Source organism: Pseudomonas sp. P1_C12, assembly GCF_056406435.1.
The window spans coordinates 245217-271193 of record NZ_JBFUAE010000005.1 but is presented as its reverse complement, the minus strand read 5'-3'; the positions used below and the strand labels follow the sequence as shown (position 1 = coordinate 271193).

Here is a 25977-nt window from a genome sequence, read left to right as displayed (position 1 = left end):
GGATGAGGATCCGCTATCGCGAGCAAGCTCGCTCCTACAGAGGCATTACGCACAATGCGCTGAAGGATTGAGCTGTATGGAACAGACCAAACGCGTCCTGGTGGTCGAGGACGATATGCATATCGCCGACCTGATCTGCCTGCATCTTCGCGATGAGCAGTTCGAGGTGGTGCACAGCGCCGATGGCGATGAAGGCATGCGCCTGCTGCAGCAAGGCAACTGGGACGCACTGGTCCTGGACCTGATGCTGCCCGGTGTCGACGGCCTGGAAATCTGCCGCCGCGCCCGGGCCATGGCCCGCTACACGCCGATCATCATCACCAGCGCGCGCTCCAGCGAAGTACACCGGATTCTCGGCCTGGAACTGGGTGCCGACGACTATCTGGCCAAGCCCTTTTCCATGCTTGAGCTGGTGGCCCGGGTCAAGGCGCTGCTGCGCCGGGTCGATGCCATGGCGCGCAACCTGAAGATGGACGCCGGCAGCCTGCTCACCGACGGCCTGGCCATCGACCCGATCACCCGCGAAGTGTCCCTCGACGGACGGCGCCTGGACCTCACGCCCCGGGAGTTCGACTTGCTGTATTTCTTCGCCCGCCAGCCCGGCAAGGTGTTTTCGCGCATGGACCTGCTCAATGCCGTGTGGGGCTACAGCCACGAAGGCTACGAGCACACGGTCAACACCCACATCAACCGCCTGCGCGCCAAGATCGAGGCCGACCCGGCGCAACCGGTGCGCATCCTCACGGTCTGGGGTCGCGGCTACAAATTCGCCACCGGTGAGGAGCCGCAGCCATGAGGCTGACCCTGACGCAACGCCTGTCCCTGGTGTTCGCCGTGCTGCTGCTGGTGTGCTGCGGCACCTCGGCGTGGTTGCAGGTGCGCTCCAACCAGATGCATGAGCAGGAAGTGGTGCAAGGGCTGTCCCGGGACCTGGCGCAGCACATCGCCAGTGACACGGTGCTGATGGACACCCAGGGCCTGATGCCCAACGCCGTGCGCGACCTGTTCAGCAAACTGATGCAGGTCAACCCCAGCGTCGAGGTGTACCTGCTCGACTCCGCAGGCAAGATTGTCGGCAGCGCCGCGCCCGAAGGCCGGATCCGTCGCGAACAGGTCGACCTGGCGCCGATCCAGCGCTTGCTGCGGGGCGATGCCCTGCCCATCCTCGGCGACGATCCGCGCAGCGTCGATGCGCGCAAGGTGTTCAGCGCTGCACCGCTGAAGGTTGAAGGCAAGCCGGCCGGTTATCTCTACGTGGTGCTGCTCGGTGAAGATCACGACCGCCTGGCCGAGCGCGGTGCGACCAGCGCGGCGCTCAACACAGCGCTGTTGTCCATCGGACTGGTGGCGCTGCTGTGCCTGATCGCCGGTCTCACCGCGTTTGCCCTGATCACCCGGCCGTTGCGCCGCCTGACCGAAACCGTCAGCCAGTTCGACATCGATGGCGTGCCGGTCACACCGGCCCTGCCCGTCGCGGTGGAAAAAGCCGCCAGCCACGATGAAATCGCCGTGCTCGATGCCGCGTTCCGGCAGATGCAGGCACGCCTGGGCGAACAATGGCGCTCGTTGACCCGCCAGGATCAGGAGCGCCGCGAACTGGTGGCGAACATCTCCCACGACTTGCGCACACCGCTGGCCTCGCTGCACGGTTATCTGGAAACCCTGTCGCTCAAGGACACCACGCTGTCCCCTGCCGACCGCCGTCGCTATCTCGGCATCGCGCTGGATCAAAGCCGCAAGGTCGGTGGTCTGGCGCAGTCGCTGCTGGAACTGGTGCGCCTGGAGCATGGCTTCGTGCAGCCGGTGCTGGAGCGCTTCTCCCTGACCGACCTGGCCCAGGACATCTTCCAGAAATTCGAACTCACCGCCGAAGCGCGCAAAGTCGAACTCAAGGCCACGTTCGCGCCGAATGCCTCGGCGGCCTGTGCTGATCTCGGCTTGATCGAGCGGGTGCTGACCAACCTGTTCGACAATGCCCTGCGCCATACCCCGCCGGGGGGCGAGGTCGAACTGGGCCTGCGCCCGCAAGGCTCATTCATCGAAGTCACGGTCAGCGATACCGGCCCCGGCATCGCCCCGGAACTGCGCGAAGGGTTGTTCCTGCGGCCGTTCAATATCGGCGGCGCACGGCGTGATGGCGGGCTGGGGCTGCGGATCGTGCATCGCATCCTGCAATTGCACGGGCGCGAGATTCAGTTGATCGATATGCCGGGGCGCGGTGCGACGTTCCGGTTTTCGTTGCCGATCGACGAGGAAACGGCGACTGCCTTGGCGGTGCGGTCGATGAACCTGAATACACCGCGGCAGGCCTGACAGTCCGAGGCGCCTGCATCGCGAGCAGGCTCGCTCCTACATTAGGGGAGCAAAAAGATGACCAGCCGCCTGTTGATCCGTGACAACGCCGCCCCGGTCCAATAGATTAGGCGACCTGAAAAAGCCCCCGGGCTTTCTCGCCCCTATTCAAGTTCAAAGAAGTAGTGAAATTTCAATGTCCGATTCCAACACCGCTGAATCCGTAGTCACCCTGTCGTCCAAAGCGGAATACGAAAACTCCATCAATCTTTCACAGCACGTGCCCCAGGCCAAGACCATCAGCGAGATGGTGCTGGACGCTTTCCAGTCCACCCGCGAAAGCGACCAGATCCGCGAACTACGCGCCGCGATCCGCCAGGCCCACGACAGCTTCGACGATGACAAAGCCTACGAACTGATGGGCGAACTCAAGCAGCTCAAGGACGCCGAAGCCGCCGACATCGCCGCCCTCGAAGACCTGAGCAGCAAATTCCCGATCAGCCGCATCCTGTCCAGCTTCAAGGACGACCCGGCGTTTCAGGAAATCGTCTACGGCCTGGCCCTGAAGGTGCTGAACCAGACGCACCAGGCCATCAGCAACCCGAGCGGCGGCAAGAGCAAAGCCGCCAAGGCCAAGAAAGAAGTCGAAGTGTTCACCATCAGCAAGGACGGCATCAGCGTCACCTTGCCGTTGCGCACCCCGCGCTCGCGCCTGAACGTCGACCGTGAAGCCCTGGAATTCCTCGGTTTCACCTTCGTGGGCGAAGGCGAAGAGGCGGAGCTGGAAAGCGAGACGTTCCTGGACAACAGCGGTGCCGAACAGGCCGTCAACCGCAAGAACATCATCACCGCCCTGCAGCAGCAGACCGCGTTCGACGGCTATAGCATCGCTGCGCAGTAAGGCGACCTCGCCACAAGGTCTTCAGCGACTGACTCAAGAGCCCCGCCATCAGTGCGGGGCTTTTTATTGCCCGTGATTCGGGCAAATCCGCGATTACTCTTCCAGTATCGACGCCAGAACCACACTTCCCTTCACCCATGAGCACCACGGGTCCGCCTGCAGGGAGCGTCAACTCACTTTCCAGCCCAGACCTCGGTGGTGCAACTGCTGAGGTCATCATGAACACGACCCCCTTGTATCGCCAGTTGGCCAACCATTACCTGGACGCTATCCGCAGCGGCATCTTGAAAACCGGTGAACGCCTGCCCTCGATCCGGTTGATGATGGAAAAACACGCCGTAAGCCTGTCGACCGCCGTGCAGGTGTGCCGGGAACTGGAAGACTATGGCGTACTGGAAGCCCGGCCGCGCTCCGGCAACTACATTCGTCAGCCCGACACCGTGCCCAGGCGCGCCCCGATTGCCTTGGCGCCAACGCTGGATACCAGCATCTATGTCGGCATCCATGAACAGGTCTCAGCGGTGCTCAAGGCCAGTCAGCGCGCATCGATCAAGGTCAACTTCGCCAGCGCCTACTGCGCGCCCGAGCTGTATCCGCTGAAAACCTTGCAAGACAACATGATCAAATCACTGCGCTTGGCCCCCTGCCTGCTCGGCACCGCGGGCGGCGCCTGCGGCAACAGCGCATTGCGCAACATCCTGGCCCGACGGGCACTTGCCAGCAGGACCCACCTGGCCCCCGAGCGGATCGTGATCACCAACGGCGCCACCGAAGCGATCAATCTGGCCTTGCGCGCGGTCACCCGCCCCGGCGACACCGTGGCCGTGGAGTCGCCGACGTTCTACGGTCTGCTGCAAATTCTCGAAAGCCTGAACCTGCGGGTGCTGGAAGTCCCGGCCTCAGCCCACACCGGGCTCAATCTGGCGGCCCTGCAACGGCTGCTGCAAGGCCCCGAGCGGATCAAGGCATTGATCGTCATTCCCAACCTGCAAAACCCGCTGGGCAGCATCATGCCCGACGCCAACAAGGCACGTCTGGTGAAACTGTGCGCCGAGCACAATACCGTACTGATCGAAGACGACACCTACGGCGACCTGGTGGACAGCGAGCAGCCGCTGTCCACGCTCAAACATTGGGACCGCACCGACAACGTGATCTATTGCGCCTCGCTGAACAAAACCCTCGCCCCGGGCATGCGCCTGGGCTGGATCAGCGCCGGCAAATGGCACGAGCGCGTGGAAATGCTCAAGCATACGCAGTCACGGGGGTGCGAGGCGTTATCACAATTGGCGGCCAGCGAATTCATGCGCACACCGTCCTACGAACGTTACCTGCGGCGTTTGCGCAAAACCCTGACCGTACAACGCGAGCAGATGAGCGCAGCGATCACCCGCTATTTTCCCATCGGCACCAGCGTGACCCACCCGCAAGGCGGCACGCTGTTATGGGTGGAGTTGCCTCGCCGGCATTCATCGATGGCGTTCTTTCACGAGGCGCTGAAGGTCGGCATCCAGATTTCCCCTGGGGATATCTTTTCCAATGCCAAGCGTTTCGATCACTTTGTGCGCATTGGCTGCGGGGCGCCGTATTCGCCGCGGATTGATGAGGCGCTGCAGACGCTGGGCAAAATCCTGACAGCGCAGGGTTAACCACACCTCCTACGGAGGGTTACAGGGGAGGTTGGTGCAGGCAAATGATATGCGGGTCGTCATTCCAGTGCGGGAAACGCTCGGCGATCAACGGGTCGTGACCGGGGATGACGTGGTCTTCGCTGTCGGCCAGGCGATCGATCTCGGTGAAGGCTTCGAGGGTTTGCGCCAGGTCATCGAGAATCGGAAACGGACTGCGCTCACGAATGTTGACCCACAGGTGCGCAGCATCCGAGGCCAGCACAATCCAGCCGCGCTCAGTATTCACCCGCACCACCTGACTGCCCGGCGTATGCCCGCCCACCGGGTGCAGCGTTACGCCGGGCAGTACCTCGACAACACCGCTGTGCAAACGCATCCGCCCTTCGAACAGCGGCGGCAGCGCCGACATCACATCCTCGACCTCGTAGGTTTTGTTCACCGTGCGATGGGCCATTTTCGGCCCGGTGCAGAAACGCAGTTCCGCTTCCTGCAAATGCACGATCGCCTTCGGGAACAGCCCGAGGTTGCCGGCATGATCCCAATGCAAATGGGTCAGGATCAGGTGTTCGACCTGCGCCGGATCAATGTCCAGTTGTCGCAGGGATTCTTCCGGCAGCCGATACATCTGGCGATTGCGCCGCTGCGCCGTGGCCGGTTGAAAACAGGTGTCGACCACGATCACCTGCTGCTCGTTGCGGATGACCCAGAAGTAGTAGTCCAGTGGCATTGGCACATTCGGATCACCGCAGCAGGCGTCATAGAGAAAGTTCTCTTTGGCGGTGCGCTGGGCATTGGCACCGACGCGGATGGCGAACACTTCGTACACAGGCATGGGCATAGACACCTCCGGATTCAGGCCGTTGCGGTGGTTTTGAGAGTCGGACGGAAGTCGAAATCGATCTGCTCGCTGATACCCAGGTCATGGGCCAATTTATGCAGGCCACTGTAGTCACGCATGATGTTCGCGTTCCTGTTACTCTCGCGGGTGTCGGCAATGATCAGCGCTGCATCCTCGACCCCAAGCTGCGTCAGAATCGCCTCCCACATCGAGTAGTCCTGGGCGATAAAAGCACTCAGCGCCACCGACAGGTTGCGTGCGAAAAATTCCCGCTGGGCCGGCTGCATGTTCGCGTACATGACCTTCGCCACTTCGGCCAGCACCTTGCTGTGGGCGTACTCGTCACGGTTGTGCAGTTCGGCCACCCGGCGATTTTGCGGCTGGATGGTCTGGTCGTCCGCCAGCAAGTCGAGATAGGCGTTGACGCTGATCTCGGCCACCACCGCAAAAGTGATCGCCGCCAGATCCCGCTGCCATTGCTCGGGCAACTCTGCATGCAAGGCCTTCAGGCGCAGGTAAGTGACGGACGGCGGCAGATCCAGGTCCTGATCCAGCACCCGCTCCAGTTTGGTCCGCTCGATGGCGCGCAGGTGCATCAGCGTGTGGTAGTGCTCGTCAATCAGGGTCTGTTGCATGGCCTCGCGAAAATGCCAGTCGTCCTTGCCAAGGTACTGATTGGCGATGACGCTCAGCGCCGGATTGACCACATGCTCCTCGGCAGTGACGGTGCGCAGGTTGTAGCCGATCCAGCCCCAGGTCACCACGCTGCTCTTGAGTTCGTCGCTCAAGGCCTGGAATTTCGGATGATGGAAAAACGGCACCATGCATTCCGGGTAATCCGGGCGCGCCGGGTCGAACACTTCTTCGACCTGGCCCCTGTCCGGCGAACACACCGTGGCGCGCTTGGTCCAGGCCTGGTTGAGCCGCACGATCAGTTGATGATCGACCTGGGCGATCTCGATTGCTGTTTGCATGACGCGATACCTGTAAGGCGCGTACCCGCCAAGGGGTACGCCGAAAAAATGAAGGGCGACGGAAAAATCAGGCCAGCCAATAGCGGGTCAGGTGGCGCGCCGGGTCAGTGTAACGACTGCGCGCATGGATCATTCGCCAGTTGTCCCAAATCAGCAGGCATCCGTCGGGAATCAGCACCGGAACGTTGTGCTCGACGAAGTACGCTTCGCCAAGCACGGCAAACCTGGCCAGCGGCGAAGTGCTGTTGGTCACCAGCGATTGCTGCAGGGCTTCCTTGGACGGGTTCACGTCGCCGTAGTGAAACTGGTTGTAGCTGAAGCGGAAAATATCCCCGTCTTCCGTAGGCGTGAGGATGTATTCCTTGACCCGCCGTTGTCCCGGCTCACCCGGTTTGGCGGTGGCGACAAATTCTACCGGTGTGTCATCCAGCCACTCACGCAGTTGCGGTTCGCCGTGTTCTAGGGCGCGGAGAAATTCATAGCCGTCCACCAATCCGGTGTGCCCGCCACCGCACGTCGCCTGTTTATGGCAATGCAATGCCAGATAACGCGGTGGCGGCCCGTACACCGGCGCTTCAGTGTGCGGGCCGATGCCGTTCATGCTCTGGGAGTACGGCAAATCTTCGTAACCCGGCTTGCGGGTGATGGGAAAGGCCATCTGGCCGTTGAACTGCGGAATGATCGGACCGAATTCGCACAAGGTGCCTACGACATCATCGGCAAATTCGTCGGGGGTCAGCACTGTCCAGCCTGACGTCGACAGCTCTTCATGACGATGGCCGAGCGAAATGCAAGGTTGAGACGCAACAATCCCTTGGTCTGACATGGTGAGATTCCTGGCAGGTGATCAGGCATTTACGGTTGAGGTGTAAGCGGCAATGAAGTCGCTGCAGGTGTCACCCGGTCGATAGCGCTGCGCGTCGATGCTCTGCACCGGGGTGATTTCGGCGGCGGTGCCAGTGAGAAAACATTCATCGAAGTCGCCAAGCTCCGTAGGCAAAATCGTGCGCTCGACGACCTGGTAGTCCAGCACTTTGGCCAATTCAATGACGGTCTGCCGGGTAATGCCATTGAGAAAGCAGTCCGGGGTCGGCGTGTGCAAAGTCCGGCCTTTGACGAAGAACACATTGGCACTGGTGGCTTCGGCAACGTGGCCGCGCCAGTCGAGCATCAGCGCATCGTGGTAACCCGTGTTCTCGGCGTCGTGCTTGCTCAGCGTGGCGATCTGGTAATGCCCGGAGGCCTTGGCCTCGAACGGGCTGCTGTTCGGCGGCGGGCGGCGCCAGCTCGCGGTTTTCAAGCGGATACCGGCCATGCGCGCCGCCGGGTCGAAATAGCTCGGCCACTGCCAGCACGCGATGGCCACGTGCACACGGTTGAAACGCGCCGAGGTGGAAATCATCTCGCTGCCACGCCAGGCCACCGGGCGCAGGTAACCGTCGACGACGTTGTTGCGTTGCAGCAACTCATGGCTGGCCGCTTCCAGTTCAGCCAGCTCATAGGGGATGGCAAAGTCCATCCATTGCGCCGAGCGATACAAGCGCTCGCTGTGTTCGCGCAGCTTGAAGATCCTGCCGTTGTAGACTCGTTCACCTTCATACACGGTGCTCGCGTAATGCAGGCCATGGGTCAACACATGCAACTGCGCCCGGGACCACTCGACGAACTCGCCGTCGAGCCAGATAACGCCCTCGCGCTGATCAAACGGGATACTGCTCATATCCATATCTCCCCATTGTTCATAAATTTTCCTACGCCGTTTCCAGCAACACGGGTATCAATTCCGGCACGGCGGCGAGCTCGGTCTGAAAGAAGAACGCACGCTCGCCGAAGGCCGGTTGCAAGTCGTCGAACCAGGTCACTTGCGGATCGAAGCGCGCGTAGAACGTGCGCAACACCCATTGCGGATTGCGTGCCTGGAGGAACTGCAAAACGAAGACTTTTTCCCCGGCGACGGTCTCGATGCCGTTGATCAACACCTTGCCGTAGAAGGTGCTCATGGACGGCCCGCGCACCGTGCGCGCAAGCCCCGATACCGTGCGGTACGCCGCCTGGAAGATCTCGAAGGCCCGGGCCAGTGGCATCGCGAAGTAGTGGCTGGGGCCGGTGTCACGCTCGACGAACATGTAATACGGCACGGCCCCGAGCCGCACACCTTCGGTCCACAGCGCCGCCCAGTCGGCGGGGTTTTCGTTAATGTGGCGGATCAGCGGCGCCTGCATGCGCACCGTCGCGCCCGTCGAGCGAATACGCTCGACGGCCTGGCGGGCGATGGTCTGGCAGATCTCCACCGGGTGGTTGTAGTGCCCCATGATCGACAGGTTTTTCCCCGCCGCGACGATGCGCTGGAACAGCTCCAGCAGCTCGGGTGCATCCTTGTCGCTGACAAAACGCTGCGGCCAGTACGCCACGGATTTGGTGCCGATGCGGATGTTCTTCAGGTGCGGCAAATCCAGCAGCGGCTCGATGTAACCGGCCAGGGAGCGGGTGTTCATGATCATCGGGTCGCCGCCGGTAATCAGCACGTCAGTCACTTCGGTGTGCACCCGCAGGTAGCTGACCAGCTCCTGGGACTCACGGGCATTGAACTTGAGTTCTTCTTCGCCAATGAACTGCGCCCAGCGGAAACAGAAGGTGCAGTACGCGTGACAGGTCTGACCGGCACCCGGGAAAAACAGCACGGTCTCGCGGTACTTGTGCTGGATGCCCGGCAGAACTTTTCCGTTGAGGGTGACACCGTTGTGGGTCAACTGCCCGGCCGGATGCGGGTTCATGCGCCGCCAGATCGCCTCGATCCGACGCTTGATCGCCGCGCTGTCATCCTGCTCGATCAGGTGTTTAAGCGAGGCATACTCCTCCGCCAGCAACATGTCCTTGTGGGGAAAGGTCATGCGGAAAACCGGATCGTCCGGAATGTTGTTCCAGTCGATCAGCGTGCCCAGCACGTATTCGTTGGTGCGAAACGGCATGACCCGCGCCACCACGGTCATGGCCTCCTGCAACGCCGGCGTCAACTTGTGCCAGTAAGGTGATTCGCGGATGGTGCGTGAGTTATAAGGTTTGTAGCGTTCGTGCTCCGACAGTCCTTGCATGGCCGCGCTCCTGGTGATTGCCCTGGGTGTTGTCAGGCGATGGCCGGCGCTTTGCGCTCTATGTCCATCCACGCCCGGACGCTGTCGCGATCCCACTGGCGCCGCACATACGCCGCGAGCCGCGCCGGCACCGGATCGCCGTTGGCAACCAGTCGGTTGAGCATGATTGCCAGGTCGGTGTCGGCAATGCTCCAGTCACCGAACAGATGCTCGGCGCCCTCTTCCAGCAAATGCTCGGCGACGAAGAACAAGCGCTCGACAGCGACACGGGCATCGGCGCTCAGGGGCAGATCTTTTTTACCGAAGTAGACCAGGTCAAACGGGCGCTCCTTGCGCACCACCAGCAAGTCACTGCGCAACCAGGCCTGCAATTGACGGGCACGGGCACGCTGCTGGATGTCCTGCGGATAGAGTTTTTTAAGCCCTGGGGAGAGCTCATCGAGGTATTCGGCAATCGCCGATGATTCCGACAAGGCAAAACCTTCGTAAACTAACGTTGGGATTTTGCAGGTCAGCGAAAGATCGCGATAACTCGACAGATAGTTTTCGCGTGTTCTTAGATCAACAGTAACAAGTTCAAATGAAAGTTGCTTTTCCTTGAGCACCACAAAAGCCGACATCGCAAAAGCGCTGACATAGTCGGCGCCAACATACAGTTTTAGCTTCCTGTTTTCCATATAACACTCCATTGACCAACTGCAGGAATTGACGTGCATTGGAAGTGATCGTAGTTAGTTGAATGAATGTTGAATAGATACAGAATTTGTCCGTTTCAATCGATACAGAACGTTGTTTTTCACCGGCAGACACGCAGCCAGAATCCCGGCAAAACTGCTGCAAAAAGGGATCCTGGGGCAGGTCTGAAAAACAAAAAAGGGAGCCCACAAAAGTGGGCTCCCTGGGCAGATACGGCGGGGAATTACGGCTGGGTGGTGATCAGACCGTGGCTGTCGGCAAAATTCGAAAGCAGTGCCATTTGTGGCATATTGCTCATGTTCAGCATCGCCAGAGGCTCGTGTTTACTGGTGTTGACGAAACCATGCCGGGTCCAGGCTGGCACCAGTAGCACGTCGCCGCTGCTGACGTTAACCCCGTCGGCATCGCCGAGGGTCATCACGCCGCTGCCGCACTGGATAACAAACAGATGCCACCAGGAATGGGCATGACCGTTGAGCGTCACACCGGGGTTCAGCCATTGCATGGCGATCGCCATTCCAGGCGTCACTTCACAGCCTTCAATGCTTTTGTCGTGAGCCAACGCGACAATATCGACGTCGCTGTCTTCAAGGGTTTGACGCATACCCGCCAGTTCAGTGCCCTTCCACACCTTGGGACTTGGCGTTCGATGGTGGAGGCTTTGACGAAAGTCCTTATATGAAAAAAACGCACCTTGAAAGTTATCCATTCGCACGTCCTTTCTTCTTATTTCCCATACTTTAGCGCCAAACCTTAAGTTAACGATTCAGCGCTGTAAAGCTGGGAAACATTTTACAAAACCGATGGGCGCAAGGCGGCAATCATGTCCACTTCTATCGCGGCATTCTTGGGTAACTGGTAAACACCTACGGTGGTGCGGGTATGTTTACCGGCATCGCCCAGCACATGGCTGAACACATCCGAGGCGCCGTTGGCCACTTCGCTCAAATCGACAAAATCCGCCGTGGACTTCACATAGACCGTCACCCGGATCAATGACTTGATCTTGTCCAGCGAACCAATGGCATCGACGATCAAGGCCAGCCCGCGCATCGCACTGATGCTGGCCGCCGCTTGCGCATCGGCCAAGCTGAGGTCCAGGCCGACGCGACCGGGGTAATGGATCTTGCCGTTCATGCGCGGCACCAGACCGCTGATGTACAGCTCATCGTGATGACGGATCAGCGGCGCATAATGCCCGCCTGCGGTGTTTTCGCCGTAGATGTCGTAGCCAAACTCTTTGGCCAGGGCGATGAAGCGTTCATCGCAGGTCATATGCTGGATCATTGATCGAACCCTCTTAATCAGTAGTGCAAAAAACGGGTGCTTGCAGGCTCAACACACGGCGCGGGTAGCCGGTGCCAGGCAAGTCACCTCAATGCGTGACTCAATCGCCTCGGCCAGACGCAACAGGTCGTTGCTCAGTTGCCCGTAGTGTTCGTTGAACAACACGATGTGGCCGATGAATGAGAAGTTGTCTTTCACTAACGCGCTGACCGAGTCGCCGATTCGCTTGGCGTACTGGCCCTCCACCAGATCGATACGCAATGCGCGGGCCAGGGCCTCGATGTCGGGCGTCGCGCGCAAGATGCCGCCATCCGGCGCCCTGAGCAGGCGAATGCCGCAGAAGCCGCGAGCCACTGGCTCGTGCTGTTCGGTCTTGCCTTCCACCGCCCAGCGCACCCAGCGTTCCCACGGATCGAAATTGACGAAGGCGCGTTTGGCCAGATCCCAGATGTGCATGCCGCCGGGGCGCATGTTGGTTTCCACGGCGCAGGTCAGGTTGTCGCTGCGCAGGAACACTTCGTTGTGCCAGGCACCATTGTCCTGGGATACCAATGCCGACATATGCCGACCGGCTGCCATCAAACGCGCCTGTACCTCAGCCGAAAGCGGTGCGGGGACGACTTGCTGGATCTCTGCGCGGTAGGCGCCTTCGGTGGTGGTTTTTTCAGTCACCCAAGTGCTGCCGGCCACGTAGTCCCAGCTGTATTCGCGGGCGTTCTGCACCAGTGCTTCAAGGACGATGCCGCCTTCGCGGTAGGGCTTCAGTGCGAGCCAGGCGTCATCGCATTCCGAAGGGTGATGGATGACGCGACAGCCTCGACTCGCGCCTTCGCAGGCCGGTTTGATGAAGGCCTTGCCGCCCAGTTCGACAACGCGTTGGCGCAGTTCCGGCAGGCTTTCGACCCGCGCGGAAAACACCGGTCGGTATTCTCCGGGAGAGGTGCTGGCCGCCGCTTCGAGCCGACGGAAGATCTGCTTGTCCAGGCCCGCCCGCGCTTCGCCTGGGGTAATGCCCGGCAGGCCGAAGTGAGTGGCCAGCGCGGCACCGAGCAGTACGCCGCGATCGGAAAACGGCAGCACGCCGATCAGTTTCCAGCTATCGGCATTCAGGCACCCCACCACCAGTTCAAGGGACGCCGCCACGTCTTTCTCGGCCAGCGAAGTGCTGCAGACGTGATCGGCCACCTGGTCGTCATGGAGCTGAATTTTCTCGACCAGCAGGATGAGCCTGGCGTCGTAGAGCGACTTGCACAGCTCGCGCAGTTTCTGGATGTCGTGAACCCGATTGCCGTTGTAACCGACCACTACTACGCATGAAGTCGTATTCATAATGCCCCCGACCTGCAAAGTGAAAACCGCAACGGCGATGACTCAGTCATGCAACGACGCATTGGATTTACGATTGAGCCAGTACCAGGCCAGGATCCCGCCGGCGCCGATGGCGGCCAGCACCAGCGCGTTGTACGGCGCCGGCACCACCCGCATGATCAACACGGTCAGCCCGGCCCCCACCCCCAGGGACACTTCCTTGACGAACATGTTGTTTTGCTTGACCGAGAAGTAATCGAGGTAGCTGAAGGCGCACTCGGCGATGGACAGCAGCGCCACCCAGACCAGCGCCCCGGCGAGGGTTTCGACGTGGAACGCGGCGGGCGAAGACAGCACGGCAAAGCCGCCGACGATGATCCCGATCACCGCCACGACCTTGAAGCGCCCGGTGCGCTCGATCAGCTTCATCACCGGCACCTGGGCGAACACCACCACGGCGCTGTTGAGGATCAGCATCAAGCCGTACCAGGCCGGCAGCTCGCCGGTCTTGAGCAGGATCGCCTGTGGCAGGATCGAGAACACCCCGAACAGCTTGATACCCATGATGATCCCGGCGATTACCCAGGGCAGTTTGTTGCCCCAGTTGCTGCCAACCTGACTGGCTGGGCGGGCTACCACCGGCTCGGAGGTAAAGGTTGCGCCGAGGGCGATCGGCAGGCACAGCAACACGAAGGCCGCCGCGCCGAGGAAAAACATCGTAGGCGTGAGAAGCGGCGACAGCAGGATCAAACCGGCCACCAGGCTGCCCATGTTCATGGCCACGCGGTTGTAGGCCGCGCCTTCCTTGGTCTGGGCCGCTTCGCTCTTTATCAGGTAACCGGCAATCGCAATACCGTAGGCAAACAGTGCGGCGGCAAACATCACCATGCCTTGGTTACTGGTCAGCGCCAGCAGTACCAGGCCGAGGCCGGCACACAGCAGCGTGACGCTCAGGGAACGACGGCCAAGCACCAGTAAAGTCAGGGGCAACAGCAGCAACAAGGCGCGATATCCAAGGGCCAGGATGCTGTTGGTGGCCGTGTCGAGCCAGACGTTGGCCTTGCCCAGCACCGCGAACAGCGAGACGGCGGTGATGATCCGGATCGTGAATAACCGCAGGTTAATGACCGGTTTAGCCACCGCGACCGTTGTTTCGACACTCATGCAGCACCTCAGGAACCGGGTGAACGCCCGCCGACAAAGGCCGACATTCAGAAAAGTCTGTAAGGGCATGGTAGAGAGAGAGGCTTGTCCTGATCAGGGCAAGTTCGTATAGAATCCAACGAACTTTACTGCCGGAGAGACCAGTAAAATGCAGGTTCAACGTGCAGTCATTGCCGCCATAGAATTCCAGCCCGGCGTGCCGCTGGTGCAGCAGATCGTCGATCAACTGACCCAGGCGATCAGCACGGGTGGCCTGCCCCACGGCGCCAAGCTGCCGCCGATTCGCGAACTCTCCGACTTGATGAACGTGGGCAAATCCACGGTGGTCGATGCCCTGGACCGCATGCGGGCCAAGGGGCTGGTGGTGTCTCGCCAGGGCTCCGGGCATTACGTGCATCGCTCCGAAGCAGCACTGAAAAGTGGCACCGGTCCGGACCTGCAACCTCAGGACACCCTCAGTGTGGTACGCCGCGCACTGCTGCTGGATAACGGCGCGCTGCGCCCCGGCTGCGGTTTTCTGCCGACCTCGTGGCTGCCCGCCGAAGAGTTGCAGAAAGCCGTGCGCAGTACCCTGCGAGCGACGTCATTGCGCATGGGCGAGTACGGCGTGGCCGGCGGTTACCTGCCGTTGCGCCAGGCCTTGCGGGTCAAGCTGGCGACCTTCGGCATCGAAGCGCCGGTGGACCAGATCATCACTACCGCCAACACCATGCAGGCCATCGACCTGCTGATGCGCCTGCTGGTCAAACCCGGCGACACCGTGCTGCTCGACGACCCCTGCTACTTCAACATGCACGCCAACCTGGCGCTACACGGGGCCAAAGTCATTACCATCGCCCGGGATTGCGACGGCATGGACCTCGACGCCTTAGAGCAACTGCTGATCGCCCACAAACCCGTGCTGTACATGACCAACAGCACGCTGCATAACCCCACCGGCCACTCGTTCACCCCGGCCCAGGTTTACCGCTTGCTGGAACTGAGCCACCGCCATGGCTTCCACATCGTCGAAGACGATCTGTACTGCGACATCCAGCAACGCCGCACCCCGCGCCTGGCCGCCAGCGGGCTGGACAACGTGAGTTATGTGTCGGGCTTCTCCAAGACCCTGACCGCCAACAGCCGTGTCAGCTACACCGTACTGTCACCGCAATTGGCGGCACGCATGGTCGCGCTGAAAATGGCCTGCGGCGGGGTGACGTCGGAGCTGGCGGAGCAGATTACGTGCACCATGCTCAGCGATGGCAGCTATGCCAAACATGCGCGGCGCACGGTGGATCGGTTGTATGAATCGAACAGCCGAGTGGCGAGTTGGTTGGCGGAGGCAGGGTGCTCGCTTTCCTCGTTGCCCGGCGAAGGTGTGTTTATCTGGGCGCGGTTGCCGGAGGGCTTGCATGCCGAGAATCTGGCTCGCCAAGGGCTGGAGAACAATATGGTGTTGGCGCCGGGCACCTTGCTGAGCAAAGGGCCGGATGCCAGTCAGTTCCTGCGCTTCAATGTGGCTCACAGTGACAGTTTGCAGGTGCGCGAGCGGTTTTTCCGCTTGCTCGATACACAAAGTAAATAACCGACGCCCCCCAACCCTGTGGGAGCGAGCTTGCTCGCGATGAGGCCGTCACATTCAAAATTGATGCTGCCTGACACGCCGCCATCGCGAGCAAGCTCGCTCCCACAGGGGCCCGCGTCATGCTCGATATCAGCGATGACGCTAGTCCAATGTGGGAGCGGGCTTGCTCGCGAAGAGGCCGTCACATCCAGCATCAATATTGCCTGACCCACCGCCTTCGCGAGCAAGCCCGCTCCCACAGGGATTGCGGTGCCCAATGAGATCCCCGGCCACCAGATCGCTACGATTGCCGACCTCATCCTTGCCGGCTAACTTCGCCCGGTCGCTGCCAATTCAGCGACCGGGCCTGATAACCCGGGTAAGATGCCACGCAGCTGCGCCCCACGATGGTTGGCGTTTTTCTACGCCTGAGTATTCGTGTTATGGCGGCTGTGTGTGGGAGACCTTCGGGTCTGCCGGGTCCTGCATCTCCGGTTTATCAGCCTGCGCACAGCTGCCACCCATTCGCCTGATAACGAACGGGACAGCTTCACTTATGCAGGAGTTACAAATGAACACTATCGATCCGTCTGCTACACCAGTCATACCCTTCCACCTCCAGCCCAACAGGAGGTGAAGCCCAATGACCAATCCCCAAGACCTCAAAACCATCGGCCTCACCCCCTTCTCCTACCACGCCAACGAACCCCTGTTCCGCATCAATGCCGGCGTCCCGGTAACCGAAGCCCTCTACCACGCCTCCGACCTGCTCCACCTCGCGAAACTGCTCGCCTCAGACGCCGCCATGGTTCGCGACTCCGACCGACACGCCTGGGCATCACATTTTTTGCAGGACATGAGCAAGGCAATCATCGATGACGTGGTGAAGGTGCTCGATGCACCGTGTAACAACCGCGCGTAAATGAAAAAGCCCCACCGTTCTCTCGAAAGGAGGGGCTTTTGCGCTGCAAGCCGTTTCAACTTTTGGGCCAAACGATGCAGCCTATTCGCTGCAACCAAAGCTCAGGAAAACATGGCGCGCTGCTCAGCTTCGTAATGCCGGGTCTGAAAAGGCATGAGGGTTTGGGCTTTTAGGCCGAGGCCCTCACTCAACCCCCAAGAGACAGCAAGTTCATCACGGCGTCGACGCAGTGGCGTGACGGCTTGTAGCATCACGGCTTGCACGCAAGTCGAATGTGCAAAAAGCTCGAGGACATTGAGAGTTTCCGACACCCGGAGATCGGATAAGCAAGTAAATCGAGTGAATCGCTCGAGCAGATAGCCAGCACGCCGAACCTCCACTTCGTCAGAATGACGATTCAAAAAAACGCTTATCTCGCTTTCAAGATTTGAATCCGAGTACCAGACAGCTTTGGCGGCGCTCACCAAGGCAGCGTCATCCGCTTGATTCAAAGGTCTTTTTACCAGCGTGTCCAAGGCGGATGAGAGGACGTGGCCGCTATGGGGCTTCGTCATCTGTGCTCTCCAGATAATCATGCAAAATATTCGTGAGGACGGAGATTGGTGACTCCTTGTTGCCAACATATACATCAATCGCCTGCAATGCCAGTCGACGAAACTCGGTAGTCAGGATGAAACCAGCCCTGAGAAGTGCCTTGATATCACCAATGTCCTGATCGGTCGCTCTGCCCAGCTTGGAAATGGCAATGTCGACAGGTGCCGCGATATGAACGTACAGCGGGGACTCAACCGGGAACTCTGTAAAGGGAAGGCTCCGTTCCCAATAGTCCTCATGAATTGGGCCAAAACTGGTGTTGTATTGCAGGTCGTAGTTCAGCTCCATCAAGCGACCGGATCGCTCATCAACAAACTGTTCGGGTATCTCTGCGAGCATGGTTTGCAGGTGTAAACCTTCGGGAACATGAGCCTCATAAATCTCGGCATCGACGTCGGTGGAAACGCGATGATGGGTATAAAGGTGAACAGCGCAGCCACCGAACAGAATAATTTTGACCGCCCCTGGTCCTGCGTTCTCAAGCTCCAGTTCCGCTTCGACAGATTTGAACATCGAAATCAAAGCCTGCCCCAACGCTGTATTCGTATTAACACGCGGGGTGATTACCTCTGGCAGTTCCATCGTAGATCCTCTGGGATGCTTGTAATAACGGCATCCCGAGGCTAGATAGGCAACTTCCGACCCTCAACCTGAAAAACTCGTGGGAAAGCTCAGGCAAATCCGTAGGCATTTTTGCCGGTCAGGTCGCCCTATCGTAAGCGAGCTTGGTCGCGATGGCGGCAACGGACGAAACACAGGAGATGGAAACCCAATGACAAATCCCCCCAAGACCTCGGAACCATCCGCCTTACCCCATTTATTGGGTCTGACCGTGCATTTTTTCTTAAGTGGGCCAAGAAAATCTTAATAATTTGGGATTTTCTCAATTTTTTCTTAAGCGGACAGATATCGAATTCGCCTGTTAGTCCGCGTCGCGGCCATCGCGAGCAGGCTCACTCCTACAGAGATCGGTGTGCACTCAATCCAATGTAGGAGTGAGCCTGCTCGCGATGGCGGCAACACGGTCCACCAGAATCACCCCCAACAAAAAGCCCCGCTCTTCTCTCGAAGGCGGGGCTTTTTCTTTACAGCATCCGACGCTTAAGGCGCGTACGTCAGCAGCAACTCGCTCGGCACTTTGAAGTCCAGGGACATCATCACGCTCAACGCGGTAATGGTGAAGATCGAGAACACGAACAGCTTGCGTGCCCAGACCGTGTCATCCACTGCCTTGTAGCCGGTCCAGGCCATGTACAGCCAGTACATGCCCATGGCCGCGGCGACGGCGAGGTAGCTCATGCCGGCGTAGCCGCTGAAGGTCAGCATCAAGGTCGCCACGAGGAAGGCCAGGATGTAGAGCAGGATGTGCTTCTTGGCCACCTGGATGCCGCGCTTCACAGGCAGCACCGGAATCGATGCGGCCAGGTAATCGTTGAAGCGGAAGATCGCGATGGCGTAGGAATGCGGCATCTGCCACAGGCTGAACATCACCAGCAGGGTCAGCGCGGCCATGTCGAAGGTGTTGCTGACTGCGACGTAGCCAATCACTGGCGGCATGGCGCCCGACAGACTGCCCACCAGCGTGCCGTGAACCGACTTGCGCTTGAGGTACAGGCTGTAGAAGCCGACGTAGATGACGAAGCCGATGACTGCGAACAGCGCGGCCAACGGGTTGGCCACCTTGTACAACAGGGCAACGCCGGCGACACCCAGGACGGTCGCATAGATCAGGGCCAGTTTCAGGGAGATCAAGCCCTGGACCAGCACCCGGTTCTTGGTGCGTTCCATCTTCAGGTCGATGTCGCGGTCGATGCAGTTGTTGAACACGCAACCGGAGGCAACCACCAGAGACGTGCCGATCATGGCGGCCAGGAAAATGGCCAGATCGACATGCCCTTTGGAGGCCAGGAAAAATCCGCCTGCCACAGAAAGCACGTTACCGAAAATGATCCCCGGTTTGGTGATTTGGATAAAGTGCTTAAGGGACATGCGGATCTACCTCACTTCGCCATCATGAACGTGTGGATGCTGAACATGATCCACAGCGACAAGCCAACCAGCAGGACAATCACGATCGCGGCAAAGACAAACGCAATCACGTTGTTACGCTGCGCGGCCGAACGGTCCAGGTGCAGGAAGTACACCAGGTGCACCAGCACCTGGATGACTGCGAACGCGACGACGATCATCAGGGTGATCGACTTCGGCAGCGTCGGGTACATCACCAGACCGAACGGAATCAGGGTCAGGATCACCGACAGGATGAAACCGATGCCGTAGGACTTGACGCTGCCGTGACCGGCGTCGTGGCTGTCATGGCCATTTTGGGAATGAGCTGCGTTAGCCATTTACATAGTCCCCATCAGATAAACAACGGTGAATACGCAGATCCACACGACGTCCAGGAAGTGCCAGAACAGGCTCAGGCAGCTCAGACGGGTCTTGTTGGTCGCCGTCAGGCCGTTTTTCTGCACCTGATACATCATGATCGCCATCCAGATCAGACCGCTGGTCACGTGCAGACCGTGGGTGCCGACCAGGGTGAAGAACCCGGACAGGAAGCCGGAACGGCTAGGGCCGTAGCCCTCGGAGATCAACATGTGGAACTCGTTGATCTCCATGCCGATGAAGCCGGCACCGAACACGAAGGTCATGGCCAGCCAGCCCAGGACCTGCTTCTTGTTACCCCGGAAGAACGCCAGCATGGCGAAGCCGTAGGTGATCGAACTGAACAGCAGCAGAGCGGTTTCGCCCAGTACGTATGGCAGTTCGAAGATGTCGTGGCCCGACGGGCCACCCGCTACGTTGTTAACCAGTACCGCGTACGCCGCGAAGATCGATGCAAACAGAATGCAGTCGGTCATCAGGTAGAGCCAGAAACCGAATACGGTCATCTCGCCCGAGTCGTGGTGATGGTCATCATGCCCATGTCCATCGACATGGGTGTGTCCAGCATTGGTCACTAAGTTCGACATGGTTTAAGCCTGTTCCAACGAGGTTTCAACACGGGTGGCGGTGGCCGGGATTTTCCCTGCCGCTACCAGACGCTTGTGCTGCTCGGCTTCGATGCGCTCGATCACGTCGACCGGCACCATATAGCCTTGATCATCACGGGCCGCGTGGATCACGAAGTAGATCACGGTGCCGGCAAGACCCGCGATGGCCAGCCACCAGATGTGCCAGATCATCGCGAAACCGAACACGGTCAACAGAGCACCCATGACCACACCGGTCGCGGTGTTGTTTGGCATGTGGATCGGTTCGTACTTGGCCGGGGCCTTGTACGCGGTGCCGTTTTCCTTGGCTTCGGTGAACGGGTCGACAACGTCGGCTTTTGGCAGCACGGCGAAGTTGTAGAACGGAGGTGGCGACGAGGTCGACCATTCCAGGGTGTGTGCATTCCACGGGTCGCCGTGTTCGCACATGTTTTCTGGTTTGTTGCGGTCACGCACGCTGACGTACAGCTGGATCAGCTGGCAAGCGATACCTACGGCGATCATCACCGCACCGAACATGGCAACGTACAGGTACGGCACCCACTCAGGGTTGGTGGTGGCGTTCAGACGACGGGTCATGCCCATGAAGCCCAGTGCATAGAGCGGCATGAACGCGACGAAGAAGCCGGAGATCCAGAACCAGAATGCTGCCTTGCCCCAACCTTCGTGCAGCTTGAAGCCGAACGCTTTAGGGAAGTAGAAACCGAAACCAGCGATGTAACCGAATACCGCACCGCCGATGATCACGTTATGGAAGTGCGCGATCACGAACAGGCTGTTGTGCAGAACGAAGTCAGCACCCGGGATGGCCAGCAGTACGCCGGTCATGCCGCCGATGGCGAAGGTCACCATGAAGCCCAGGGTCCACAGCACCTGGCTGGTGAAGCGCAGACGGCCCTGGTAGATGGTGAACAGCCAGTTGAATAGCTTCACACCCGTCGGGATGGAAATCAGCATCGTCGCCAGACCGAAGAAGGCATTGACGCTGGCACCCGAACCCATGGTGAAGAAGTGGTGCAGCCAAACCATGAAGCCCAGGATCGAGATTGCGCCCGATGCGTAGACCATCGAGTGGTGGCCGAACAGTTTCTTGCCGGTGAAGGTCGAGATGACTTCGGAGAAGATACCGAACGCTGGCAGGATCAGGATGTACACCTCAGGGTGACCCCACGCCCAGAACAGGTTCACGTACATCATCGGATTGCCACCAAGTTCATTGGTGAAAATGTGGAAATCCATGTAACGGTCAAGCGTCAGCAGTGCCAGGGTAGCGGTCAGGATCGGGAACGAAGCCACGATCAGGACGTTGGCCCAGGTGCAGGTCCAGGTGAAGATCGGCATGTCCATCAGCTTCATGCCAGGGGTACGCATTTTCAGCACGGTGGCCAGGAAGTTGACCCCCGTCAGCGTTGTCCCCAGACCCGATAGCTGTAGCGCCCAGATGTAGTAGTCCATCCCCACGCCAGGGCTGTATTGCAGGCCCGACAGCGGCGGATAGGCAACCCAGCCGGTCTTGGCGAATTCGCCGACGCCCAGGGACAGGTTGATCAGCACTACGCCGGAAACCAGCAGCCAGAAGCTCAGGGAGTTCAGGAACGGGTAGGCAACGTCACGCGCGCCGATCTGCAGCGGCACTGCAAGGTTCATCAGGCCGGTGAAGAATGGCATCGCCATGAAGATGATCATGATCACACCGTGAGCGGTGAAGATCTGGTCATAGTGTTCAGGTGGCAGGTAGCCAGGCGAACCCTCGGTGGCCATGGCCAGCTGGGTACGCATCATGATGGCGTCGGCAAAGCCGCGCAGCAGCATGACCATGGCGACGATGATGTACATCACGCCGATTTTCTTGTGGTCGACCGACGTCAGCCACTCGGTCCACAGGTAGGTCCACTTCTTGAAGTAGGTGATTGCAGCGAACAGCGCCAGACCACCGAGCGCGATCATGGAGATGGTAATCATCACGATCGGTTCGTGGAACGGGATCGCTTCCCAACTTAATTTACCAAACATCGTTTACTCCTCTGCCCCGGCAGCTGAATGCGAACTCATGTCCATCCCTTCCATTTGGGCCACTTCTTTCTCTGCTTTCTCGTGCTTGACCTTAGGACCCGGTTTCATGCCTTCGTACTTGTCGACGATGGCCTGGAACATGCCTGGGGTAACCGAGGAGTAGAGCTCGACTGGGTTGTTCTGGCTTGGCTTGGAAAGGGCTGCGTATTCAGCTTGTTCAAGCTGTTTAGGTGCCTTTTTGACTTCACTTACCCAGGCGTCGAAATCTTCCTGGGAAGTTGCGATCGCTTTGAATTTCATACCGGTGAAACCCGCGCCGCTGTAGTTGGCGGAGATACCGTCCATTTCAGCGTTCTCGTTGGCGATCAGGTGCAGCTTGGTCTGCATGCCCGCCATTGCGTAGATCTGGCCACCCAGAGCGGGGATGAAGAACGAGTTCATCACGGCGTCGGAAGTGATCTTGAAGTTGACTGGGGTGTGCGCCGGGAACACGATCTTGTTGACCGTGGCGATGCCTTGTTCCGGGTAGATGAACAGCCACTTCCAGTCCAGCGCGACCACTTCGATGGTCACAGGCTTGACGTCGGATTCCAGCGGCTTGTACGGATCCAGTGCGTGGGTCGACTTGTAGGTGACGTAACCCAGGGCAATGATGATCAGCACTGGAACAGCCCACACCGCAATCTCGATCTTGGTGGAGTGGTTCCATTTCGGGGTGTAGGTGGCGTTGGTGTTGGACGCGCGGTATTTCCAGGCGAACAGGAAGGTCATGACGATGACCGGCACCACGACCAACAGCATCAGCAGCGTTGCGGTGATGATCAGGTTTCGCTCGTCCAGACCAACCTGGCCCTTGGGATTGAGCAAGGTCATGTTGCAGCCTGACAGCAACAACGTGCCGATCAGCGGCAATAAGCCTAGTAGTCTGGGGTACCTGTTTTTACTCATCTCACGACCTCTAAAGCAGCTTGCGCAATGCAGTTGGGTTTTGATCGCCAACACTTCACCCTGCCAAGGGTTGGCATTTTTCTTGGATTGAATAAGGGCATGCCCGTTGTGCGTCAGACGCTGTACGACAAATCCCGGGCCTGCGGTGAGTTCTTATTCGAATTCGTGGTCAAAGGCCTTGTTACAGACCAATTCCATTTGGTGCGGGTAGTTGGAGGCTCCGACACCTGGGCATCGCATGAAGCCACCAGACCTCTCGACACCCTGTTTCTGCTCACGTCTGGTTAAGATTTGAGCAGTGCCGGGGATTCAGTGCGGGCGATTGTAGATATGTAACGTTGTATAAACCATGTCTCATCCCGAAATAATTTTTATCCGAACCGGCAACAATCATTAACCGTTTTCGCAAAAGTGGCGCATCTTATCGAAATTAATTCTCAACAAAAACACCACAATAAGTAGGTCTTCCACCCACAGTTCAGACAGTATCGGCCCCCTCTTCACTGCCCTTTACCTTGCCCGGAGCCCGATATGACGGGGGCTTCGGCCATTCGCCAGACCCTGTTAAAACTGCCTGCTCGCGTTCGCAATGGAAAAAACCGCAAGCCTGCAAAACAGCCCAATTTCGTTACGTTTCCATGTACCAATCCGGCCTCTTCGAACGCCCTGCGACACTGACTCTGTGACAACATGTCGCACATGTGTCGCACCCTTGGCTGTCGCACATCACGGTCTTTTTACCCGGCCTCTGAAATGCGCTGAGCAAGACAAAAAAGCCCCGGTCCTCTCTTCAAGGACCGGGGCTTTTTTGTCCGACAATTCCTGCCGACAGATGACCTCAGCGCAGCGCTTTGCGGTTACGCGACGTGAGCAAAGGCACCAGCACCACAATCAGCACGAAGGCGACCAACGCCCACTGTGCCAACGACAGACCGAGGATCGGCGGGTATGGCGTGGAGCAGAAACCATCGACCTGGAAACCCAGCGGAAAGATCTTCGCCAGCGGCAAGTCATCCACAATCGGTTGCAGCACATCGATGCCGCAACTGACCGCCGGATAGAACTGCGTATAGACGTGATGTCCGGCAACGCCTGCGCCTGCCAGCGCGCAGATCACCACCAGGGTTTCGAACACCGTGATGCTGCGACGGGTGCGCATGGCGGCGCCGATGAAGGCGAAGATCGCGATCAGCAGCAACGCATAACGCTGCAGGATGCACAGCGGGCAAGGGGCCTCGCCCAGAACAATTTGCATGTACAGCGCGCCGCCGATCAGCGCCAGGCAAATGATGCCCAACAACACCAGGTAGCGCCGTTCACGCCCCAACCGCATGGATTCATCGCTCATCGCGTTTCCCTTGAAAATTTCGATTGCCCGCCAGTCTACACGCTGGCCTGATCTTTGAGAGCTGGCGCGTAGCAAGGGGGATGTCGCAGGGAATAGACGACAGGACGGTTAAGGAGGGATTAACTTTTAACCAGAAAGATCAAAAGATCGCAGCCTCCGGCAGCTCCTACATCGGAATGGATTGCATCCTGTAGGAGCTGCCGAAGGCTGCGATCTTTATTAGGGGTTACTCCAGCGCCGCTGCCGGCCCGAAGAACTCGTAACGGCTTTGCTTCTCCGGCACACCCAGGGCTTTGAGGTGACGCTTGATGGACGCCATGAAACCTTTCGGCCCCAGGAAGTAAACATCCAGGTCACGCTGCTCCGGCAGCCATGCATGCAACTGCTGCTGGCTCAACAAACCGACCTTGTGCGCCGCCGGGCTCACGCCGTCATCTTCGGCGTAGCAGTAGAAGCGCTTGAGCTGCGGGTGACGCTCGGCCAGGCCATCGATCCAGTCGCGGAAGGCATGGACGCTGCCGTTGCGCGCGCAGTGGATGAAATGCACCGGCCGCTGAGTTTCCAGCGCAGCTTCGAGCATCGCCAGGGTCGGGGTAATGCCGACGCCGCCGCTGATCAGCACCAGAGGTTTGTCGCTGGCGGTCAGGGTGAACTCGCCCGATGGCGGGAACAACTGGATGCTGGCGCCGACATGCAACTGGTCATGCAAGTAGTTGGAAGCGCGGCCACCGGCTTCACGCTTGACGCTGATGCGGTACTGGCCTTTGTTCGCCAGCGCTGACAGCGAGTAGTTACGACGGATCTCTTCACCGTCGAGGATCAGTTTCATGCCGATGTACTGGCCGGGTTCTGCCTCCAGGATCGGGCCTTTGTCTGCAGGTTCAAAGTAGAACGAGGTGATCTCGGCGCTCTCCTCGACCTTGCCGGCCACGATGAATGCCCGCGCCCCGCGCCAGCCGCCCGGTGCCTGTTCCTTCTGGTCGTAGATGCTGGTTTCGGCACCGATGAGGATGTCCGCCAGTTGCCCGTAGGCCGCACCCCAGGCCGCGATCACTTCCGGGGTGGCGATCTCTTCGCCCAATACTTCGGCAATGGCCCGCAGCAGGCAGCTGCCGACAATCGGGTAGTGCTCCGGCAGAATCTGCAGGGCCACGTGCTTGTTGATGATCTTGGCCACCAGGTCGCCCAACTGGTCGAGTTGGTCGATATGGCGCGCATACATCAATACGCCGTTGGCCAGGGCTCGCGGCTGATCACCACTGGCCTGGTGGGCCTGGTTGAACAGTGGGCGGACTTCCGGGTATTCGGAGAGCATCATGCGGTAGAAGTGTGTGATCAGCGCTTCACCACCGCTTTCGAGAAGTGGCACAGTGGATTTGACGATGGCACGATCTTGAACGCTCAGCATAAAGTGACTCCTGGTCTTC

At 59.3% G+C, this 25977-nt stretch carries 26 protein-coding genes; 7 read left to right on the top strand and 19 right to left on the bottom strand.

Annotated elements, in window-relative coordinates; translation table 11 throughout:
* Positions 1-76 precede the first annotated feature (76 nt).
* The 4 genes from AC1D19_RS11635 to AC1D19_RS11620 all read left to right on the top strand — a co-directional run bounded on the left by AC1D19_RS11635 (position 77) and on the right by AC1D19_RS11620 (position 4842).
* On the top strand, positions 77-796 hold the full coding sequence (locus AC1D19_RS11635; RefSeq protein ID WP_008000098.1) for a response regulator transcription factor: 720 nt from the start codon (positions 77-79) through the stop codon (positions 794-796).
* Positions 793-2313 carry a sensor histidine kinase gene (locus tag AC1D19_RS11630; protein ID WP_477753544.1) on the top strand — a complete coding sequence of 507 codons (1521 nt, stop codon included), beginning with the start codon at positions 793-795 and terminating at the stop codon, positions 2311-2313. The genes AC1D19_RS11635 and AC1D19_RS11630 overlap by 4 nt, the downstream gene beginning before the upstream one ends.
* Positions 2314-2488: 175 nt before the next feature.
* Positions 2489-3193, top strand: a complete 705-nt coding sequence (locus tag AC1D19_RS11625; RefSeq protein ID WP_108218291.1) for a hypothetical protein — start codon at positions 2489-2491, stop codon at positions 3191-3193.
* 218 nt (positions 3194-3411) lie between these two features.
* Positions 3412-4842, top strand: a complete 1431-nt coding sequence (locus AC1D19_RS11620; RefSeq protein WP_477763257.1) for an aminotransferase-like domain-containing protein — start codon at positions 3412-3414, stop codon at positions 4840-4842.
* A 19-nt stretch (positions 4843-4861) separates the two neighbouring features.
* Here AC1D19_RS11620 and AC1D19_RS11615 read toward each other — a convergent pair whose 3' ends face one another.
* From AC1D19_RS11615 to AC1D19_RS11570, 10 genes are all read right to left on the bottom strand, one after another.
* Entirely contained in the window at positions 4862-5662 is an 801-nt protein-coding gene (locus tag AC1D19_RS11615) for an N-acyl homoserine lactonase family protein (protein ID WP_477763256.1), read from the bottom strand.
* Between the two features lie 14 nt (positions 5663-5676).
* The gene (locus AC1D19_RS11610) at positions 5677-6636 is read right to left on the bottom strand and encodes a diiron oxygenase (protein WP_477763255.1); all 960 of its coding nucleotides are present in this window, start codon (positions 6634-6636) and stop codon (positions 5677-5679) included.
* 67 nt (positions 6637-6703) lie between these two features.
* Complete coding sequence (locus AC1D19_RS11605; protein WP_477753549.1) at positions 6704-7462, bottom strand: TauD/TfdA family dioxygenase; 759 nt, start codon at positions 7460-7462, stop codon at positions 6704-6706.
* A 21-nt stretch (positions 7463-7483) separates the two neighbouring features.
* A complete protein-coding gene (locus tag AC1D19_RS11600; RefSeq protein WP_477763254.1) occupies positions 7484-8356 on the bottom strand; it encodes a branched-chain amino acid aminotransferase in 873 nt (290 codons plus the stop codon).
* A gap of 31 nt (positions 8357-8387) precedes the next feature.
* Positions 8388-9728 carry a KamA family radical SAM protein gene (locus tag AC1D19_RS11595; protein ID WP_477763253.1) on the bottom strand — a complete coding sequence of 447 codons (1341 nt, stop codon included), beginning with the start codon at positions 9726-9728 and terminating at the stop codon, positions 8388-8390.
* Positions 9729-9760: 32 nt separating this feature from the next.
* Complete coding sequence (gene yfcF / locus AC1D19_RS11590) at positions 9761-10405, bottom strand: glutathione transferase (RefSeq protein ID WP_477763252.1); 645 nt, start codon at positions 10403-10405, stop codon at positions 9761-9763.
* A 242-nt stretch (positions 10406-10647) separates the two neighbouring features.
* Positions 10648-11133: a cupin domain-containing protein gene (locus AC1D19_RS11585; protein ID WP_477753553.1), complete on the bottom strand. Its 486-nt coding sequence runs from the start codon at positions 11131-11133 to the stop codon at positions 10648-10650.
* Between the two features lie 83 nt (positions 11134-11216).
* Positions 11217-11711, bottom strand: a complete 495-nt coding sequence (locus AC1D19_RS11580) for a RidA family protein (RefSeq protein WP_150727357.1) — start codon at positions 11709-11711, stop codon at positions 11217-11219.
* A gap of 48 nt (positions 11712-11759) precedes the next feature.
* Complete coding sequence (locus tag AC1D19_RS11575) at positions 11760-13040, bottom strand: ATP-grasp domain-containing protein (protein ID WP_477763251.1); 1281 nt, start codon at positions 13038-13040, stop codon at positions 11760-11762.
* A gap of 42 nt (positions 13041-13082) precedes the next feature.
* Positions 13083-14183: a hypothetical protein gene (locus tag AC1D19_RS11570; protein WP_477763250.1), complete on the bottom strand. Its 1101-nt coding sequence runs from the start codon at positions 14181-14183 to the stop codon at positions 13083-13085.
* A 148-nt stretch (positions 14184-14331) separates the two neighbouring features.
* On the opposite strand from AC1D19_RS11570, the gene AC1D19_RS11565 reads away from it, so the two are divergent.
* Both AC1D19_RS11565 and AC1D19_RS11560 read left to right on the top strand, forming a co-directional pair.
* Positions 14332-15750: an aminotransferase-like domain-containing protein gene (locus tag AC1D19_RS11565; protein ID WP_477753556.1), complete on the top strand. Its 1419-nt coding sequence runs from the start codon at positions 14332-14334 to the stop codon at positions 15748-15750.
* A 622-nt stretch (positions 15751-16372) separates the two neighbouring features.
* Complete coding sequence (locus tag AC1D19_RS11560) at positions 16373-16651, top strand: DUF3077 domain-containing protein (protein ID WP_477755608.1); 279 nt, start codon at positions 16373-16375, stop codon at positions 16649-16651.
* Between the two features lie 101 nt (positions 16652-16752).
* On the opposite strand, the gene AC1D19_RS11555 is transcribed toward AC1D19_RS11560, so the two are convergent.
* From AC1D19_RS11555 to cyoA, 7 genes are all read right to left on the bottom strand, one after another.
* Complete coding sequence (locus tag AC1D19_RS11555) at positions 16753-17205, bottom strand: hypothetical protein (protein ID WP_477755607.1); 453 nt, start codon at positions 17203-17205, stop codon at positions 16753-16755.
* Positions 17189-17827, bottom strand: a complete 639-nt coding sequence (locus AC1D19_RS11550) for a DUF6036 family nucleotidyltransferase (RefSeq protein WP_477755606.1) — start codon at positions 17825-17827, stop codon at positions 17189-17191. Before AC1D19_RS11550 ends, AC1D19_RS11555 begins: the two co-directional genes overlap by 17 nt.
* Positions 17828-18346: 519 nt before the next feature.
* Positions 18347-19234 (bottom strand): heme o synthase, encoded by an 888-nt coding sequence (cyoE, locus tag AC1D19_RS11545; protein WP_477755605.1) that lies wholly within the window; start codon positions 19232-19234, stop codon positions 18347-18349.
* An 11-nt stretch (positions 19235-19245) separates the two neighbouring features.
* On the bottom strand, positions 19246-19593 hold the full coding sequence (cyoD, locus tag AC1D19_RS11540) for a cytochrome o ubiquinol oxidase subunit IV (protein WP_223459110.1): 348 nt from the start codon (positions 19591-19593) through the stop codon (positions 19246-19248).
* On the bottom strand, positions 19594-20220 hold the full coding sequence (locus AC1D19_RS11535; RefSeq protein WP_046040171.1) for a cytochrome o ubiquinol oxidase subunit III: 627 nt from the start codon (positions 20218-20220) through the stop codon (positions 19594-19596).
* A 3-nt stretch (positions 20221-20223) separates the two neighbouring features.
* A complete protein-coding gene (gene cyoB / locus AC1D19_RS11530; protein WP_110660131.1) occupies positions 20224-22254 on the bottom strand; it encodes a cytochrome o ubiquinol oxidase subunit I in 2031 nt (676 codons plus the stop codon).
* Positions 22255-22257: 3 nt separating this feature from the next.
* Positions 22258-23202 (bottom strand): ubiquinol oxidase subunit II, encoded by a 945-nt coding sequence (gene cyoA, locus AC1D19_RS11525; protein WP_115948065.1) that lies wholly within the window; start codon positions 23200-23202, stop codon positions 22258-22260.
* A 27-nt stretch (positions 23203-23229) separates the two neighbouring features.
* On the opposite strand from cyoA, the gene AC1D19_RS11520 reads away from it, so the two are divergent.
* A complete protein-coding gene (locus AC1D19_RS11520; protein ID WP_218480045.1) occupies positions 23230-23490 on the top strand; it encodes a hypothetical protein in 261 nt (86 codons plus the stop codon).
* Between the two features lie 550 nt (positions 23491-24040).
* Here the strand turns inward: AC1D19_RS11520 and AC1D19_RS11515 are convergent.
* Together AC1D19_RS11515 and hmpA are read right to left on the bottom strand one after the other, a co-directional pair.
* A complete protein-coding gene (locus AC1D19_RS11515; protein ID WP_477763249.1) occupies positions 24041-24550 on the bottom strand; it encodes a disulfide bond formation protein B in 510 nt (169 codons plus the stop codon).
* A gap of 226 nt (positions 24551-24776) precedes the next feature.
* Complete coding sequence (gene hmpA / locus AC1D19_RS11510; protein WP_477763248.1) at positions 24777-25958, bottom strand: NO-inducible flavohemoprotein; 1182 nt, start codon at positions 25956-25958, stop codon at positions 24777-24779.
* Between the last annotated feature and the right edge of the window lie 19 nt (positions 25959-25977).

Bases quoted from the DNA above. Each gene is read 5' to 3' on its own strand.
- AC1D19_RS11515 (WP_477763249.1), bottom strand. From the start codon at position 24,550: ATGAGCGATGAATCCATGCGGTTGGGGCGTGAACGGCGCTACCTGGTG.
- hmpA (WP_477763248.1), bottom strand. From the start codon at position 25,958: ATGCTGAGCGTTCAAGATCGTGCCATCGTCAAATCCACTGTGCCACTT.
- AC1D19_RS11605 (WP_477753549.1), bottom strand. From the start codon at position 7,462: ATGTCAGACCAAGGGATTGTTGCGTCTCAACCTTGCATTTCGCTCGGC.
- AC1D19_RS11595 (WP_477763253.1), bottom strand. From the start codon at position 9,728: ATGCAAGGACTGTCGGAGCACGAACGCTACAAACCTTATAACTCACGC.
- AC1D19_RS11600 (WP_477763254.1), bottom strand. From the start codon at position 8,356: ATGAGCAGTATCCCGTTTGATCAGCGCGAGGGCGTTATCTGGCTCGAC.
- AC1D19_RS11585 (WP_477753553.1), bottom strand. From the start codon at position 11,133: ATGGATAACTTTCAAGGTGCGTTTTTTTCATATAAGGACTTTCGTCAA.
- AC1D19_RS11580 (WP_150727357.1), bottom strand. From the start codon at position 11,711: ATGATCCAGCATATGACCTGCGATGAACGCTTCATCGCCCTGGCCAAA.
- AC1D19_RS11625 (WP_108218291.1), top strand. From the start codon at position 2,489: ATGTCCGATTCCAACACCGCTGAATCCGTAGTCACCCTGTCGTCCAAA.
- AC1D19_RS11615 (WP_477763256.1), bottom strand. From the start codon at position 5,662: ATGCCCATGCCTGTGTACGAAGTGTTCGCCATCCGCGTCGGTGCCAAT.
- AC1D19_RS11535 (WP_046040171.1), bottom strand. From the start codon at position 20,220: ATGTCGAACTTAGTGACCAATGCTGGACACACCCATGTCGATGGACAT.
- AC1D19_RS11630 (WP_477753544.1), top strand. From the start codon at position 793: ATGAGGCTGACCCTGACGCAACGCCTGTCCCTGGTGTTCGCCGTGCTG.
- AC1D19_RS11610 (WP_477763255.1), bottom strand. From the start codon at position 6,636: ATGCAAACAGCAATCGAGATCGCCCAGGTCGATCATCAACTGATCGTG.
- cyoE (WP_477755605.1), bottom strand. From the start codon at position 19,234: ATGTCCCTTAAGCACTTTATCCAAATCACCAAACCGGGGATCATTTTC.
- AC1D19_RS11560 (WP_477755608.1), top strand. From the start codon at position 16,373: ATGACCAATCCCCAAGACCTCAAAACCATCGGCCTCACCCCCTTCTCC.
- AC1D19_RS11520 (WP_218480045.1), top strand. From the start codon at position 23,230: ATGCAGTTGGGTTTTGATCGCCAACACTTCACCCTGCCAAGGGTTGGC.
- AC1D19_RS11565 (WP_477753556.1), top strand. From the start codon at position 14,332: ATGCAGGTTCAACGTGCAGTCATTGCCGCCATAGAATTCCAGCCCGGC.
- AC1D19_RS11570 (WP_477763250.1), bottom strand. From the start codon at position 14,183: ATGAGTGTCGAAACAACGGTCGCGGTGGCTAAACCGGTCATTAACCTG.
- AC1D19_RS11555 (WP_477755607.1), bottom strand. From the start codon at position 17,205: ATGACGAAGCCCCATAGCGGCCACGTCCTCTCATCCGCCTTGGACACG.
- AC1D19_RS11575 (WP_477763251.1), bottom strand. From the start codon at position 13,040: ATGAATACGACTTCATGCGTAGTAGTGGTCGGTTACAACGGCAATCGG.
- cyoB (WP_110660131.1), bottom strand. From the start codon at position 22,254: ATGTTTGGTAAATTAAGTTGGGAAGCGATCCCGTTCCACGAACCGATC.
- AC1D19_RS11550 (WP_477755606.1), bottom strand. From the start codon at position 17,827: ATGGAACTGCCAGAGGTAATCACCCCGCGTGTTAATACGAATACAGCG.
- AC1D19_RS11620 (WP_477763257.1), top strand. From the start codon at position 3,412: ATGAACACGACCCCCTTGTATCGCCAGTTGGCCAACCATTACCTGGAC.
- cyoD (WP_223459110.1), bottom strand. From the start codon at position 19,593: ATGGCTAACGCAGCTCATTCCCAAAATGGCCATGACAGCCACGACGCC.
- yfcF (WP_477763252.1), bottom strand. From the start codon at position 10,405: ATGGAAAACAGGAAGCTAAAACTGTATGTTGGCGCCGACTATGTCAGC.
- cyoA (WP_115948065.1), bottom strand. From the start codon at position 23,202: ATGAGTAAAAACAGGTACCCCAGACTACTAGGCTTATTGCCGCTGATC.
- AC1D19_RS11635 (WP_008000098.1), top strand. From the start codon at position 77: ATGGAACAGACCAAACGCGTCCTGGTGGTCGAGGACGATATGCATATC.